General features: G+C 42.9%; 13 protein-coding genes. 9 read left to right on the top strand and 4 right to left on the bottom strand.

The window, feature by feature from the left end; translation table 11 throughout:
- Positions 1 to 54 precede the first annotated feature (54 nt).
- Entirely contained in the window at positions 55 to 1,089 is a 1,035-nt protein-coding gene (locus ACYUCY_RS00325) for a type IV pilus twitching motility protein PilT (RefSeq protein ID WP_460224439.1), read from the bottom strand.
- 155 nt (positions 1,090 to 1,244) lie between these two features.
- On the opposite strand from ACYUCY_RS00325, the gene ACYUCY_RS00320 reads away from it, so the two are divergent.
- The 7 genes from ACYUCY_RS00320 to rdgB all read left to right on the top strand — a co-directional run bounded on the left by ACYUCY_RS00320 (position 1,245) and on the right by rdgB (position 7,220).
- Positions 1,245 to 1,958, top strand: coding sequence for a YggS family pyridoxal phosphate-dependent enzyme (locus ACYUCY_RS00320; protein WP_460224438.1), 714 nt, complete (start codon positions 1,245 to 1,247; stop codon positions 1,956 to 1,958).
- A gap of 111 nt (positions 1,959 to 2,069) precedes the next feature.
- On the top strand, positions 2,070 to 2,885 hold the full coding sequence (proC, locus tag ACYUCY_RS00315; protein WP_460224437.1) for a pyrroline-5-carboxylate reductase: 816 nt from the start codon (positions 2,070 to 2,072) through the stop codon (positions 2,883 to 2,885).
- A 64-nt stretch (positions 2,886 to 2,949) separates the two neighbouring features.
- The gene (locus ACYUCY_RS00310; protein ID WP_460224436.1) at positions 2,950 to 3,495 is read left to right on the top strand and encodes a YggT family protein; all 546 of its coding nucleotides are present in this window, start codon (positions 2,950 to 2,952) and stop codon (positions 3,493 to 3,495) included.
- A gap of 44 nt (positions 3,496 to 3,539) precedes the next feature.
- A complete protein-coding gene (locus ACYUCY_RS00305) occupies positions 3,540 to 3,842 on the top strand; it encodes a DUF167 domain-containing protein (protein WP_460224435.1) in 303 nt (100 codons plus the stop codon).
- A gap of 202 nt (positions 3,843 to 4,044) precedes the next feature.
- Entirely contained in the window at positions 4,045 to 6,048 is a 2,004-nt protein-coding gene (locus ACYUCY_RS00300) for a dynamin family protein (RefSeq protein ID WP_460224434.1), read from the top strand.
- Between the two features lie 58 nt (positions 6,049 to 6,106).
- Positions 6,107 to 6,619 (top strand): DUF4426 domain-containing protein, encoded by a 513-nt coding sequence (locus tag ACYUCY_RS00295; protein WP_460224433.1) that lies wholly within the window; start codon positions 6,107 to 6,109, stop codon positions 6,617 to 6,619.
- Positions 6,612 to 7,220 (top strand): RdgB/HAM1 family non-canonical purine NTP pyrophosphatase, encoded by a 609-nt coding sequence (gene rdgB / locus ACYUCY_RS00290; protein WP_460224432.1) that lies wholly within the window; start codon positions 6,612 to 6,614, stop codon positions 7,218 to 7,220. Before ACYUCY_RS00295 ends, rdgB begins: the two co-directional genes overlap by 8 nt.
- Positions 7,221 to 7,276: 56 nt before the next feature.
- On the opposite strand, the gene ACYUCY_RS00285 is transcribed toward rdgB, so the two are convergent.
- From ACYUCY_RS00285 to ACYUCY_RS00275, 3 genes are all read right to left on the bottom strand, one after another.
- The gene (locus ACYUCY_RS00285; protein ID WP_460224431.1) at positions 7,277 to 8,209 is read right to left on the bottom strand and encodes a glutathione S-transferase family protein; all 933 of its coding nucleotides are present in this window, start codon (positions 8,207 to 8,209) and stop codon (positions 7,277 to 7,279) included.
- Positions 8,210 to 8,369: 160 nt separating this feature from the next.
- Entirely contained in the window at positions 8,370 to 11,909 is a 3,540-nt protein-coding gene (locus ACYUCY_RS00280) for a translocation/assembly module TamB domain-containing protein (RefSeq protein ID WP_460224430.1), read from the bottom strand.
- Complete coding sequence (locus tag ACYUCY_RS00275) at positions 11,906 to 13,732, bottom strand: autotransporter assembly complex protein TamA (protein WP_460224429.1); 1,827 nt, start codon at positions 13,730 to 13,732, stop codon at positions 11,906 to 11,908. The genes ACYUCY_RS00280 and ACYUCY_RS00275 overlap by 4 nt, the downstream gene beginning before the upstream one ends.
- Before the next feature lie 84 nt (positions 13,733 to 13,816).
- Here ACYUCY_RS00275 and hemW point away from each other — a divergent pair, with 84 nt between their 5' ends.
- Complete coding sequence (gene hemW / locus ACYUCY_RS00270; protein WP_460224428.1) at positions 13,817 to 15,019, top strand: radical SAM family heme chaperone HemW; 1,203 nt, start codon at positions 13,817 to 13,819, stop codon at positions 15,017 to 15,019.
- A 145-nt stretch (positions 15,020 to 15,164) separates the two neighbouring features.
- Entirely contained in the window at positions 15,165 to 15,491 is a 327-nt protein-coding gene (gene trxA, locus ACYUCY_RS00265; protein ID WP_460224427.1) for a thioredoxin TrxA, read from the top strand.
- The last annotated feature ends 124 nt before the right edge of the window (positions 15,492 to 15,615 follow it).

Raw genomic sequence — 15,615 nt, 5'->3', positions numbered from 1 at the left:
TCTGAATGAAAACTTTCTACGCCAACTTGAAAATAAGAATCTATTCGGAATTTCCTAAAAGTTTTCCGGCATTTTTGCTTTTTCTTTCGCAACGTCACGATTAATAATTCGACGCTCTACCATATCCGCTAGACATTGATCCATGGTCTGCATGCCATGCGATCCACCGGTTTGAATTGCAGAATACATTTGTGCCACTTTATCTTCTCGAATTAAGTTTCGAATTGCTGAGGTACCACGCATAATTTCATGCGCCGCGACTCGCCCACCACCATTCTTTTTTAACAATGTTTGCGACACTACTGCCTGTAGCGATTCCGACAACATAGATCGCACCATGGATTTCTCATTAGCGGGGAATACGTCAACAACCCGGTCAATAGTTTTTGCTGCGGAGGTTGTATGCAATGTACCAAATACTAAATGGCCTGTTTCCGCTGCGGTTAATGCTAAACGAATGGTTTCGAGATCACGCATCTCACCAACCAGAATAATATCTGGATCTTCACGTAGTGCTGAACGCAGCGCTTCCGAGAAGCCATGGGTATCGCGATGAACTTCGCGTTGGTTGACCAAGCATTTTTTACTTTCGTGAACGAATTCGATGGGGTCTTCGATAGTGAGGACGTGTTCATATTTATTGTCGTTGATGTAATCCATCATCGCCGCAAGCGTCGTCGACTTACCGGAACCCGTCGGACCGGTAACCAGAACCAAACCCCGTGGCACTGCACAGATATCTCTGAAAACCTGCCCCATGCCCAACTCTTCCATCGTCAACACTTTCGACGGAATGGTTCGGAATACTGCCGCCGCACCGCGGTTTTGATTAAAGGCATTAACACGGAATCGGGCGACACCAGGTACTTCAAAAGAGAAATCGGTTTCGAGGAACTCTTCATAGTCTTTACGCTGTTTGTCGTTCATGATCTCGTAGATCAAACTATGAACCTGTTTGTGCTCCATAGGCGGCAAGTTAATTCGTCGCACATCGCCATCAACACGAATCATCGGTGGCAAGCCTCCGGAAAGATGTAAATCCGAAGCGCCTTGTTTGGCACTAAACGCCAACAGTTCCGTAATATCCATTCGACTACCCTAGTATGTATACGATCAATCTGTGAACAATATTGCTCACATAGTTTATTTATTTAAAGTCAGCAGCTTAGGCTGTATTGTTAACAACTTTTTGAAGCCATAATTAAGCAATGTTTGTAACCCATTCAGATACGCTTTAAAAGTCTATGAATCACCTGCGCGACAAACTAAGCAAAGTCCACGACCGAGTGCAGCATGCGGCTGACAAAGCCCATCGGGATAGCGATGATATTCGCGTCATTGCCGTGAGCAAAACCCGCCCGGCAAGCATGTTGCGAACTGCATTTGAATTCGGCCAAGATCGCTTCGGCGAGAATTACCTGCAAGAGGCCTTACAAAAACAGCAACAGCTTAGCGACTTAGCTATTGAATGGCACTTCATTGGGCCGATCCAAAGCAACAAAACCCGCGATATCGCCACGAATTTTGACTGGGTTCACAGTGTTGACAGGCTAAAAGTTGCTCAAAGACTGAACGATCAGCGTCCAAGGCAACTGGCGCCCCTCAACGTCTGTATACAAGTAAATATAGATGAAGAATCGTCAAAAAGCGGCGTCGTAGAAAAAGATCTCTTGAGCCTGGCGCTAGCCATACAAAACTTGCCTCATATTCGCTTACGAGGCTTAATGGCGATCCCAGTAGCCCACGATACATACGCCGAGCAATTCGCGGTCTTTAAGCGGGTTCAACAGGCCTTCCAGCAGCTCAAAATTGATCTATTAGCGCAGGGCGCCAGAGGCGAACATTTGGATACTCTATCAATGGGGATGTCGGGTGATATGGAAGCAGCTATTGCGGCGGGCGCGACTTTTGTACGTATCGGTACCGATATATTTGGCGAACGTGCGGGCAAAATGTAAAGCCTAGGAATAATCTACTCAACACTTGCAGGCTAGCGATTCTAGTCAGCATCCAACGCATTTGAAATTAATTAGATATATTTATTTAAAGAAATTTTACAGAGAGGACAAATGAGTAAAGCAACGATTACATTCGTTGGCGGTGGCAACATGGCTAACAGTATTATTGGTGGATTGGTGGCGCAAGCATACGACCCCAAAAAAATTATTGCCTGCGACCCTCTGGAAACAAACTTAACAGCATTAAGCAATTCTTACGGCATCAACACCAGTACAGACAACGCTACTAGCGTCGCGAAAGCACAAGTAGTTGTGTTGGCTGTGAAGCCGCAAATTATGAAAATTGTTTGCGAACAAATTCGAGAAAATATCGAACATAAACCACTTATCATCTCGATTGCTGCTGGTATATCTATCGCAAAATTTACTGACTGGTTAAATGCTGATTTACCAATAATTCGCTGCATGCCCAACACACCTGCGTTGGTACAAGCCGGTGCTACAGGTATATTTGCCAATTCACTAACCAGCGAAGAACAAAAACTGCAAGCAGAAGATATTCTTAAAGCCATCGGCATTATTGAATGGCTAGATGAAGAGAGGCTTATTGATGCAGTCACGGCTTTATCAGGTAGTGGTCCAGCGTATTTTTTCTTGCTTATGGAGGCAATGATCGAAGCCGGAATTGATCAGGGCTTATCGCCAACAATCGCCAACAACCTCGCCATACAAACCTGCCTCGGTGCCGGTCTATTAGCACAATCTAGTGACGTTGATGTCGCAGAATTGAGAAAAAGAGTTTCTTCACCTGGGGGAACTACTTTAAAGGCTTTAGAGTCTTTTCAAGAAGATGGCCTGACTGCGAGTGTGAAAAAAGCGATGGCTGCCGCGGCGAATCGCGCCGCAACATTGGCTGAAGAGTTTTAGTTTTTGATTTAATATTTTTTAACAATTTTGATTTTAATCTTTTATAAAGTTGGTGATTAATAAGATGAATTTCACGGGTGGCTTCGAGTTCTTATATTTAAATTTGTTTAATTTATATTTATTAATTGTGATTGCGCGATTTGTTTTACAGATAGGACGAGGTGATTTCTATAACCCGCTTTCGCAATTTATTTTCAAAGCGACGTCGCCACTATTGACGCCCTTGCGAAGAGTTATCCCTGCTTTTGGCCGAACCGACACGGCCTCCATCGTTTTATTCTTGGCTTTAGTCATAATTAAATTAGTGTTTTGGATTTTATTATTTAGCAGGGGTGGTTTTGGCTCTCAATTTGGAATTTTAGTTTTGTTGTCTGCGTTAGGCACGGTGATTAATTTTTTCTTGGTAGTGATTTTCGCTACAGTAATATTGAGTTGGATTAGCAGCCCCTATCACCCTATCGCCGGCGTAATTCGATCAATGGCGGAACCACTTTTAGGTCCAGTCCGACGACTCATTCCTCCGATTGGAATGCTTGATCTATCGGCGATGATTGTTTTGCTATTTCTATTTTTTATACGTACTTCGTTCAACCTACAGGTCATACCTTAAAAGACAAATGCAAACAGAACGCAAAGGTACCCGGCAATAATTAAATGAGTCATTTCAACTGGCACGCCGACTCTCAACTGCTCATCAACTGCTTGATTCAAGCTGGGAACAAAACCGACGCGATTGTCGGTATTCACGATCGCCGCCTAAAAATTAAGATCACTGCCCCAGCAACAGAAGGTAAGGCAAATAGGCACTTGATAACGCTGTTTAGCCGCTGGTGTGGAGTGCCTAGCTCTCGAGCGAACATTGTGAAGGGCCTAACCAGTCGTCAGAAAACCATTGCGATCGTCGAGCCTAAAATGCTGCCCGCCGAGTTAAAGATAGAAGCCGAATTGTGCGGATGATTTTACTAGATCTTCCCAGGTCGCTGAAAATACGCGGGAATTTTGATCAGGCTGGAGATCTTGATGACAACATAAGATTTAACGAGACGAGAAATTTACCGAGACAAAGCATTCTTTGCGCCGTTCAGCGCCTTCCCTCAAGACGAGAATTCGGTTTTAATACAAGCCTTTAGACACTATTTTCACTCACTTGGGCACAACGATGGATGTAAGATCGCTTTACCGTCAAATGGCGAGTTACGATCGCTGGAAAAGCGAGCTAGAAGGGCAATTGTCGTCCTTCCAAGCCTGGTTCCGCACCTACCGCATCAAAAGCACTGAGGCACAAAATTCCCTCGCCCACGCTTCTGCACTATTAGCAAATAATCATTTCACTCTGGCTTGTGTTGGTGAGTTTTCCCGGGGTAAAACCGAGCTCATTAACGCCTTGCTGTATTCGGAATACGGCCAACGTCTACTGCCATCCCACCCTGGACGCACCACTATGTGTCCAACTGAAATCTTCTACGACCCTGATACCGAGCGGTGCTGTGTACGCCTGTTACCAATTGAAACTCGCCGCACTACCACAAGTATTGAGAGTTTTAGACGCATACCAAAAAAATGGGTGTGTATCTATTTTGATCCTCGGAACCCAAAACAAGTCGGGCAAGCAGTAGCGCAAATTTCAGCAACCAAAGCCGTAACGGAACGCGAAGCGCGTCAAATGGGCTTTGACAATCGCATGCTGACGCGGCACCCCAAAGATCGCAACATGGTTGAGATCCCCGCTTGGCGACACGCACTGATTAATTTAGATCACGCACTACTCCGCCAAGGTTTAAGAATCATTGATACCCCTGGGCTCAACGCCTTAGGTAATGAACCCGAGTTAACCCTCAATACTTTACCCAAAGCCCATGCGGTTATTTTCCTTCTCTCAGCTGATGCTGGTGTGAGTGCCAGTGACATGGCGATTTGGAACGAGCATATTGAAGTGCTCCGCGAGAATCAGGGTATCTCCGTATTAGTGTTATTAAATAAAATTGATACGCTCTGGAATGATTTATATTCGCAAGAAGAAGTGGCCCGCGCGATTCGTTCCGTGCGAGAAACAACTGCTAGACAATTAAAACTGCCCATCGAGCATGTGGTGCCAATCTCTGCCAAAGAAGGTTTATTAGCAAAAGCTTCCAACGATAAACCGCGCCTGCTGCGCAGTAGTTTATTAAAAATGGAAATGTTACTCGCCGAAAGAATTGTCGAAAACCAAAGAATAATTGTTAATCACCGCTCGATTGGTGATGTTATTTCAATCGCAAATAACACCTATCGTGTTTTACAACGTCGTAATCAAGAGTGTAAAAATGAATTGGCGATGCTCAGCGCTAGTGCAAGCAATGACGCGCAGTTACAAACTTTGGAGAAATTGCGTCGCAATATTAAAGATGCTCACACTGGCTATCACAAACAATCGCTAGCCTTACGCTCTAGCCAACGTCTATTAGACCGTCAAAAATCTTCGCTTATTGCCCCTGTTAGCTCTCTTTTATTAGAACAGCTAATTAGCACAACCACGGACAAACTTAATCAGAGTTGGACCACTGTCGGATTATCAAAGTGCATTAGTGAATTTTTTGATATTTTAGAAAAAAATATTGAAAACATGGGCCGCGAGGCGCAACAAGCTAATCGTGTATTGACGGCGATATACCAACGACCCGAACATAGCGAAGGCGGTAAAGACTCCTTAGAACGTCACTTATTTGCTATTGCGCCTTATCAAAAACATTTGGGCCAATTAAAGTACCAAGCGAATCAATTTCGTTTATCTTTAGACACTCTTTTCGCTAGTAAAAGTAAAGTCATTGATCGCTTCGTACAATCTCTCGTTCGCGAAGTCCGCGCCTTATATACAGCACTTGAAGAAGATGTCACACATTGGGTATCTCAAGCACTAACTCCGCTGACACATCACAACCTATACCAAAAACAATTGCTCGAACGCCATATGATGCGGCTAGCGAATTTAAACAATGAAAATCGCGGTGCGGATTCGCAATTGCAAGAATTACGCACCAATATCGTTTCTCAAGAACAAGCACTCAGAAAACTGACTGAAATCGTCAAACATATTAATGCTTGTACTCCTGCGAGCCTAACAAAATCTCATAACGTCATTAGTCTTGACGCTGCTAGAAAAGCCGCCACAGCGAGCGGTATTTAAGCTCACAATCTTGCTATCCTCTTTAGATTAAGCACCTAACAACGCAAAACAATAAATCATGATAAAACCCAGTCAGTTATTTTCTTATGTCTTCGCTACGTTCTTATTAAGCTCGCCTATATTTTGTCTCGCGCAGAGTTCTTTTCAGCAAGAAACATTAACACCGCAAATGCTAGCGCAAAAAAAACCGCCCTATGAAAAATTTGAAGATGTCACGGTGCACTTCAGTGTATTTAATAGCACCCAAATACAAGCGGACATTGCTAAACTTCATGATTTAAAACGCGCTTCGAATACCGTCTTAATCAATATCGCAGTTATCGACAATAAAAGCCCACAAAGCGGCGGCAAACCTGCCAAGCTGAAGGGCTTTGCAGCGAATCTGATGCAGCAGCGTAGAGCATTAGAATTTAAGGAAATCCGCGAGAACGATATTGTCTATTATTTAGCATCGCTGCGATTTAATAACGAAGAGATAATTCATTTTACAATCGAAGTCGAACCTTTAATTGAAAACTCAACAAAAACGCACACCGTAAAATTCACCAAGACCCTATATACCAATGACTAATTATCCAAGTATTGTCATCGCCAGTAACAATTCAGGTAAGTTAGCGGAATTTCAGCAACTATTAGCAAATCTACCTTACACCGTAATCCCACAATCAGATTTCGGTTTAGCTTCCGCTGAAGAAACCGGCTTGTCCTTTGTTGAAAATGCAATTCTTAAAGCACGCCATGCTTGCAAGCAAACCAACTTGCCATCAATTGCCGATGATTCCGGTTTAGCAGTAGATGCGCTACGTGGTGCTCCAGGGATTTATTCCGCACGTTACGCGGGAGAAGAAGGAGATGACGAAGCAAACAATGCGCTTTTACTGGAGAATTTAAAGCATATTCCTGAAACCCAGCGCGCTGCTCACTTCCATTGCGCACTCGCATTTATGCAACATGCAGATGATCCATCACCAATAGTTTGTCAGGCATCTTGGCATGGACAAATTTTATTTGAAGCCGCAGGTAAAAACGGCTTTGGTTATGATCCGCTTTTTTACCTACCCCACAGTGGCTGCAGTTCTGCCGAATTAAGTGCCGAACAAAAAAACAAAATTAGCCACCGTGGCATGGCGATGCAAAAACTTTTAGCAGAGTTTTCTAATTTGCAATTTTAAGCGAGGCCTAAATATTTTTGGCTCGCCAAATACAATCTGCGAGACCGATACTATTTTTATTGCGCTTTTTTAGCAAAATAGCAAAAGCGCGGAAAATGGACTGCCACTGCTCCAGCACGCTCATCAACTCGCTGTACGACCATCTCTTCTTCGTTACTCAACAGCAATTTACCAGCAACAATATCCATCCCATAGTCAGCGGGCGTTACCTCTACTTCATCCCCGACGGCGATGCCTTCTAAATCGGAACCACCAGGGCTAACAATAGTTTTTGCTGCATTGGCGATACTAATAGCATCGGCACTGGAAATTTCGCTACTTACACCATGGCCTATTTCCTTCATCCTTTGAAGCCACTGGAGTACATTTGGAAAGGGTTTAAATATTTCTTGTAAAACTTGGACACCGTTAACGAACCACATTGGATGATAAACAGAAAAATCCGCAATAGTTAAATTATTCCCAAAGAGATATTTTCTTCCATCAGCCAACTGGTTTTCAAACTTTCTTAGGTAAGTCGCATAAACAGCTCTTGCTTCATCCGCGCTTATTTTACGTTGCACGCCATTTTTTCTAAGCGCTGCTCTATCAGCGACAAAGGCTTGTATCATTTTTTCTGGAACACCAGCAAATTTTTGCGCTAAGGCCTGAGGCTGAAAAACAAGCGCAACCGAGATAGGAAACAAAATACTATCTGCCCAAGTCGCTACAGACTCCAAAGTAAATGCATTTTCACGAGGATACAAAGTCGCTTCATCCGACAACTGATCAAGTTTTTTAGCGATCAATGCGGTATCACAATATATATCTGCACCAATTTGAAGAATAGGTGTTTTACGATACCCTCCCGTTAAGGCCACTACATCTGGTTTCGGCATTACATTTGGAATGGTCACTGATTTCCAAGAAAGTTTTGTCGCACCTAGCAAAATACGCGCTTTCTCAGCAAAAGGTGAAGCGGGGTAATGATGAAGGATGATGTCGGACATTAAGGTCTCCTAACGACTAGAAATTTATTTTAAGTCTGTCTTTGAAAATGAAAACTGAAGGGAGTCTAAGTAAGAAAAGTGTGACTGTATATTTTTAGTTGCTTGATTAACAGATGATCCTTTAAAAAAATAAATTAAAACTCCAATAACATTCATCGCGTTAGTCGCGTTCAAACGACCACAATAAATCCAGCGCGCTGCTTTCGCCGCTAACTGCCTCTAAGGTTAAATTTTTTCTCAAGCGATAATCTAGCGTTAAAGTATTGACAGCATCAAAAACGCCGACGCCGTATCTCACCATCAAGTCAGGTGTGAGGTATCCGCTCAAACCAATTTGCGTGCCGTCATCTCCCGAACTTGTTGCTATTTTTAAATCCTTAATACCGAGCCTTTCCGCCGCCCGACGTGTCATGCTCAAACCCGTATTGGACTCTAGGGCATAACTCAAGGCCGCTTCGGCAGCGGCTTGTGTTGGGTCAAATTCTGAACCATCTTCATATCCCGGCGGGTTTCCCGTTAAGAGATAACTGAATTTTTCTTGGTCAGACATATTTGGCCTAGAGAACAAAGTGATATTTGGTTTGCTCGCGGCGCCTGACGCTCTTAGGCCAACTTCTATATCGTTAGTAATGTTATCTCGAACAGCTTCTAAACGAATTTGTGGGTTTTCTATATCGCTCACAAAAATCAAATCGCCACTATTGATTTTTAAATTCTGTCCATAGGCTTTGTAACGACCTTCAACTAGTTGTACGACCCCGTCGCCTCGCAACAATCCACCGTTTTCTTGTTTAATCCTAAGCTCACCTTTCAAATTGGTTTCCAATCCAAAACCGGTGAATTTCACATCATCACCTAACTTCACCGCTAATTCTGTCGAAATGGTACGCTCATTCGGTGTTTTTTCTTGACCGACTATCACCGTATCTGCAGAAGTAGACAGGGCCTGTTCTGGTAGCGCTTTAATTAAAATACGAGCCATCGGTACGACGACTTCACCACTCAAAACAAGCGCCTCTGGTGACATTTTGAATACTAAGTCCGGCGATACCCGTACAATCGAATTTACATCAGGCTTTAAAGTGAAATCCTCTGCTTTCAAATCAAGTTCACCGCGCCAAGAAGCATCTTGCCGCCATTCGAACTCTCCTTCTATTTGTCCACTGCCTTCTAGCGCTTGAAATGAACCTTTAACATTTGCATTCGAATTTTTAACAGTCAACTGCATTTCAATCGCTGACAAGGGTACGGGGAGCGCGCTCGACACAAACTCACCTTTTTGCAAAGTAATGTCGCCGTTAATCAAAGGAAATTCTAGATTACCCGATAAGTTTATATTCGCATCTACCCTGCCATCTAATTTATCTCTAGGGTTGGGAAAAATAAATCCCGAATAATTCATCAGTTGCAGAGCATTTATTTTTGCATTGCCAGATAAATTTTCTCCGGCTAACGTTACCTGACCATTGCTTGTGCCGCTTTTTTTACTTTCAAAATTCCACGCAAGTAAGTGTTGGCTGTTTTGCCAAGACCAATCAACATCGACTTCGGTAATATCTAAATTTACCGGTATTTGCGCCTCTCTTTTCCAGACGAAGCCAATTTGATCGCTTAAAATTTTTGCTTGAGCAGTAGGTGTTGTTAACAATTTTTTTCCAGATAAGGAGAAGCCCCAATCACCCGACAACTCCATATCAGCATCTAAAAAGGATTGAATCCATTGAATCTGCAACCCGGACCCTTGCAAAGATAATTCGTGTAAGTCGCCAGCTGAAAACTGAATGGCTGTTACGCTACAAAGTCGCGCTTCTTCATAAATAAAACAAAAATTAGAAACCTGGGCCGCCTTACTTGGAACTTGGAAATCTATTCCCAATGGTGAATCCAACTTCCATCCATGTATTTCATTAGCGAGAGCATAATCGAGGTTTAATTCTCCGCATTCACCGGACCATTGTTCAAACGCTGTGCTTTGATTCGAATTAAAACCACCGGAACAAGAAAGCAGAACGGCTACTTGATCGAAATCTTCTACACCTTCAAAGCTCAGCGACATACTGTGCTGATCTACATTACCTCGCCACTTCAGCAATGAGTTTCCATAAAGTTGCTGCGCTTTTTGCAAACCATTCACGCTTATTTCGAAATCCCCATCGCGCTGACTGGTGCCAAACCAATTAAAACTAGCGCGAGCTTGTGCGATTTCTAAATCACTATAGATAAACTGGTTAGCCTCCAATTCACCGTTGACGAAGATATTATTTAATCTCCCTGAAAGCCTTACAAAACCACTAAGCGCCCCTTCTGCATCAGGGATAAATTTATCTAATACAGGTAAAGTAATATCGATACTTAGATCTGAATCTCGGTCAGGAGAAAAAATGCCATTAGCAACTAATTTATTTTCACCCTGCTGAACTAAGAATTGCTCTGCCGTTAATTCCTCATTTTGCCAAATCAACTGCCCCGACCCCGACAGAGCCTCTCCCATAAGATCGCCGCTAAACTCGTCTAAATTAATAGCGATAGTTAATTTTTCATTCTCAAGATGAACTTCATTTGTTATTCGTCCTGAAACAATACCGGTCGCTGCAGCCTGCCATTGATTTATATCCACCTCTTGCCAAGCGACTTCTCCCTGCCAGTGTAAAGTATCGCTGTAGTTCAGTTTACCCAGGGCATTCACTTGCCCCTTTGGTAATAAAAGCTGCAATGCATCAATTTGAGCCGAATCACTTGTTAGCTGAACATCTGCATTTAGTTCGTTAAGCCCAGGCCAGAGCGAATTTTCAAAAGTAGATTTTAAATGTAGAGTTGGTGCTAAGGCGGGACCATCAATATTCACCAACATTTCTGACACGGAAACTGAGTTGTCGGCATTTATAAAGGTGATGGTTTCATTGATGTTTAGTTTTGCGCTCAACATCAAATCTGGATGCAACGGTTCTAAATTAAATGATAACGACACTTTTGCGGAATCTTGAATATAAGCGTCAACTAAATCTCCGGAAATGAGAGCATTAACCTTTCCTTCTAACTGGGCTAAATCGCCAGACAATATTACTGATACTTGTCCGAACCGATCTCCCCCCTCACAACCAATGGCAGCATTCAGTGGGTAATCTTGGAGTAATTCGACGTCAGCAGTGATATCCCAGTTACAAAATTGGTCTTTACTCGAAAAATAACGCAGGTCTACATCACTTCCCTCAAACTCAGCACCGGCATTTATTTTTTCTGCGCTATAAAGTTCATTACCATCTTGCATTATTTCCAGTTTTGTAATCGAAAGCCTCTCGACGACAGCCCTTAACGGCAAAGATATCTCGGGCAGCACTAGTGCCGAATCGTCTTTTTCATTTTCATTGCTGACTAAATCGACTTGTAAAACTTCAATATCAATCGATTTAATACAAAGCGAAATTCGCAGTAAACAACTTGGCGAAACCTTAATTGCTGCATTTTTTAAATTTACATTTAATTCCGCTGCAGTGTAGCTCAAGTCAAAATACAAACCTTCAACAAAACTGCCTTTCAATTCACGAATATCTAAACCAGATAGACTCTGCTCTGCTTTGGAAACGGCAAAACGCGAAAAGGCTGCAGAATAAAGTACAAAATAAACAACAAAATACAATGTCAGTAAAACGGCAGGGATAACTAACAGCCAACGTAATCTTGAAGAAAAAAACTTCTTCATATCGGCGCACCGATATAGATATGGAAATTAACGCCACTCTCCCTTTCATTATTTATTGGCGTAGCAACATCGACAGAAATATATCCAACGGGAGAGCGCCATCGTATGCCAACGCCAGCGCCCGTACTAAATTCATCACCTTTATACAAAAACGGCAAGCCTTCACTATCTTCTTTTGATGTTTCATCACTTACAGCGGATCGACCACTGTCAACAAAAAAAGCAGCTTTCCAATTTTTTGCAAATTGATATCGGTATTCGATTCCTGCGGCTACTAGGGATTCTCCACCCGTTAGTTTATTGTTCGAATCGAGAGCGGAAATAGTTTCGAAATCATAACCTCTCACCGTCTGATCACCGCCGGTAATAAAACGATGCGACGGAGGCACATCTAAAAAACGATCGGATCTAACTTCACCTAGTTCTACGCGTGTTAGAACACTGTGCCTGTCAAAAAATGTGTTTATAGTGCTTAGACCCGTGTTTAGGCGTTGAAAATTTGAATCTGAACCTAAGGCTTCAGCGCTAAAAGAGAAGTTTACCCAAACACGAAAACCATCAATTGGATCACTTGCCGCTCCAGTATATTTTCGATAAGACCAACGAACACCTGGAATCAGATACGTACCGCTCTTGGCGTCGTCGTCACCCTGTATCGATGTCTCGTTTTCCAAATCAATATGGTAACTGTAGCGCCAAGAATCATTTACCACACGATTATAAGAAAGTCCGGTGGTAAATTTTTTAATTTCAAAATCCTCAGTTACCTTTCTCTGCCAGCCGGTGTCCAAACCAATATATTTATTTTGCGGATGATCCCAAGGAATCTTGTACTGCGAAGTAATTTCTTGCTCGACTGGAGATAACTTTAGTTGAGAGTTAATACTGTCTCCTCGACTATTAATCCTTGGCATAGCCCAACGAACCTTCCCCCGTACTGAGGTATCAGTTCCATAACCTATTCCGGTTGAAACCCGATGCGATGCCAAATCTTGTAAATTTACAGTTAATTGAGTTTGATCGGGGGGACGTTTTTCAACATCGATCGCCACGCTATGGAAGTATTCAGAATTGAGTAGTTTATTGTAAATATCGCCGACAATACTCGCGCTAAACCAATCACCAACCGGCGCTTCAGAAATGCGCTCAAGCAATTCGGAGGACAACGCTGTCCCGGTATATTGAACATCAGCAAGCCGATAGCGCTCGCCGATGTCTACATGTATAACAACGTCCGCGGTTTTCTTTTCGACATCAACCCGCAATTGGTTACGCAATAGTTTTGCATCCATATAACCTTGATCATTTGCAAAGATTAATACTTCACGCTTAAAACGTTCGTAGCGTGAATGGTCGAGCTTTTCTCCATTTTTAAATGGATGGCTATCGATTAAGGTTTGAAAGCCCTCTCCGACAGGCTTATTATTACTGAAAACCTTTAGGTCAACTCGTCCCCACAACACCGGATCCGCTAGTTTAAAATTTAATGTCAGTTCTTCTTCTTTAAGTTGGTATTCAATTTCAAACTGGTAATAACCTAAAGCATGTAATCCAGTATCAATTGCCGGCTGTAACATTTCTTTTATTTCTAGAATTGAGCTTCCCGAAAGGTTATCCCATCGTGCTAGATGTAAACGGACATTTTCTTCCAAAGGATCACTAAGGCCATTAATCTTTACATCAAGATCAGCGTGAGCACTAAGACTGCTCAGCAAGAAAAGAAGTAAGACTAATTTATACTTTTCGAACATAAGTTTATTGAAGACACTAAATTCTAAGTTTGCTTCCGCTGAAAAGACCATTTGAACAAGCTGTTGCCACACACTAAAGGTCCGCAGTTTACCGTTTTATCCTTGTTAAACCACCAACAAATATTCCTATTAAGTACCGAAAAGAAAATCATCACGATGACTAAAAAAAATACCTCTATAACGTCTGCTCTTCGCCCTTTAGCGTTACCGCCCCTCAGCGTCTACGTGCATATCCCGTGGTGTGAGCGAAAATGCCCTTACTGCGACTTTAATTCGCACACCACACAGCATCAAATTCCAGAAGCGCTTTACATTGACTGCCTAGTAAGGGATATCGAACAACAACTTACACATATTCAAAACAGAAAAGTAAGCAGTGTTTTTTTTGGTGGCGGCACCCCCAGTCTATTCTCTGGCTCTGGCATAGCGAGTATTCTCAGTCGTATTAATGACCATATCGACTTCGCCCCTGATATTGAGATAACCCTGGAAGCAAACCCAGGAACAACCGAGCAAAAACGGTTTAGGGAATATTTAAAAGCAGGTGTGAATCGCTTATCTATTGGTATTCAAAGCTTGAACGATTCACAGCTGAACGCCCTCGGTCGTATACATGATAGCCAGCAAGCCATTTCAGCCGTCAAAGCGGCAAAAAGTGAGGGCTTTGACAATTTTAATTTGGACTTGATGCATGGACTGCCAAATCAGACCCTAGAGCAGGCTATCGACGATCTCGCCCAAGCAGTGCAACTGGGAGCCAAGCATTTATCCTGGTATCAGCTCACAATCGAAAAAAATACCGCCTTTTACAAACAACCGCCTACCTTACCCCACAACGATTTACTCGCTGATATCGAGAGTGAGGGCTTCAAGTTGTTAGCGCGAGAAGGCTATCAACAATATGAAATTTCAGCTTTCGCCACAGAGAATCACCAGTCAAAACACAATTTAAATTATTGGCGCTTTGGCGATTACATTGGAATTGGTGCTGGCGCCCATAGCAAGATTACCCATGCGCCTACCAACACCATTATCCGCAATCAAAAAACTCGTCTTCCCGACGACTACATGGATCATCTCAGTAAAACAATCAAAACAACCGACGAATCTGCAGGTTTATGGCGAACCGTCGAGACTTCAGCCCTGCCTCTAGAGTTCATGATGAACTGCCTAAGGCTAGTGGATGGCGTTCCCAGCGTTTATTTTCAACGCTATACCGGATTACCTTTGCAGGAAATTGAAGGCGCTCTCACACGACTGCGCGCGCAAAACCTGATGGCAGAAAGCTCAGAAAGAATTGCAAGCACCGAACTAGGGCGTCGATTTTTGAATAATGCTCTAGAAGAATTTATGGCTTGAGATTCCTATCTTCATCCCCATATACTTATGCAACTAACCGAGGCCAACGTAAGTCGTTTTACCTTGCTGATACTTCCTTCAACAAGATCAACATAAGACAGGCTGCTCGATTAAACTAAATTTATCTTTTTTGGAGACCACCCCTATGAGTGAAGCCATTGTTCATGTTACTGATTCTAGTTTCGAAGACGATGTATTAAACGCTAGTGAACCAGTTTTAGTGGATTTCTGGGCCGCATGGTGTGGGCCCTGTAAAATGATCGCGCCGGTACTTGATGAGCTTTCAACCGAGCTTGCTGGAAAAGTAAAGATTTGCAAGATGGATGTTGATGGCAACACCGAAACACCAGCGAAATACAATGTACGCGGCATCCCTACCCTAATGTTGTTTAAAGGCGGGAACATGGAAGCAATGAAAGTTGGCGCACTATCGAAAACCCAATTAACGGATTTCATCCAAACAAATACCTAATTTGAACGAAAACCTCTATTTTTTGTGCCGCTGGTCTAAAAACCGCGGCATTTTATTTTGCACTGCCGAAAAATAGCCGCTATACTCGCGAATATCTCGCTAATTCCTTGGCGTAGATTCATTC

Source organism: Aurantivibrio infirmus, from assembly GCF_054767315.1.
Note: the sequence above shows the minus strand (reverse complement) of the source record. Positions and strands in the feature narration are given on the sequence as shown.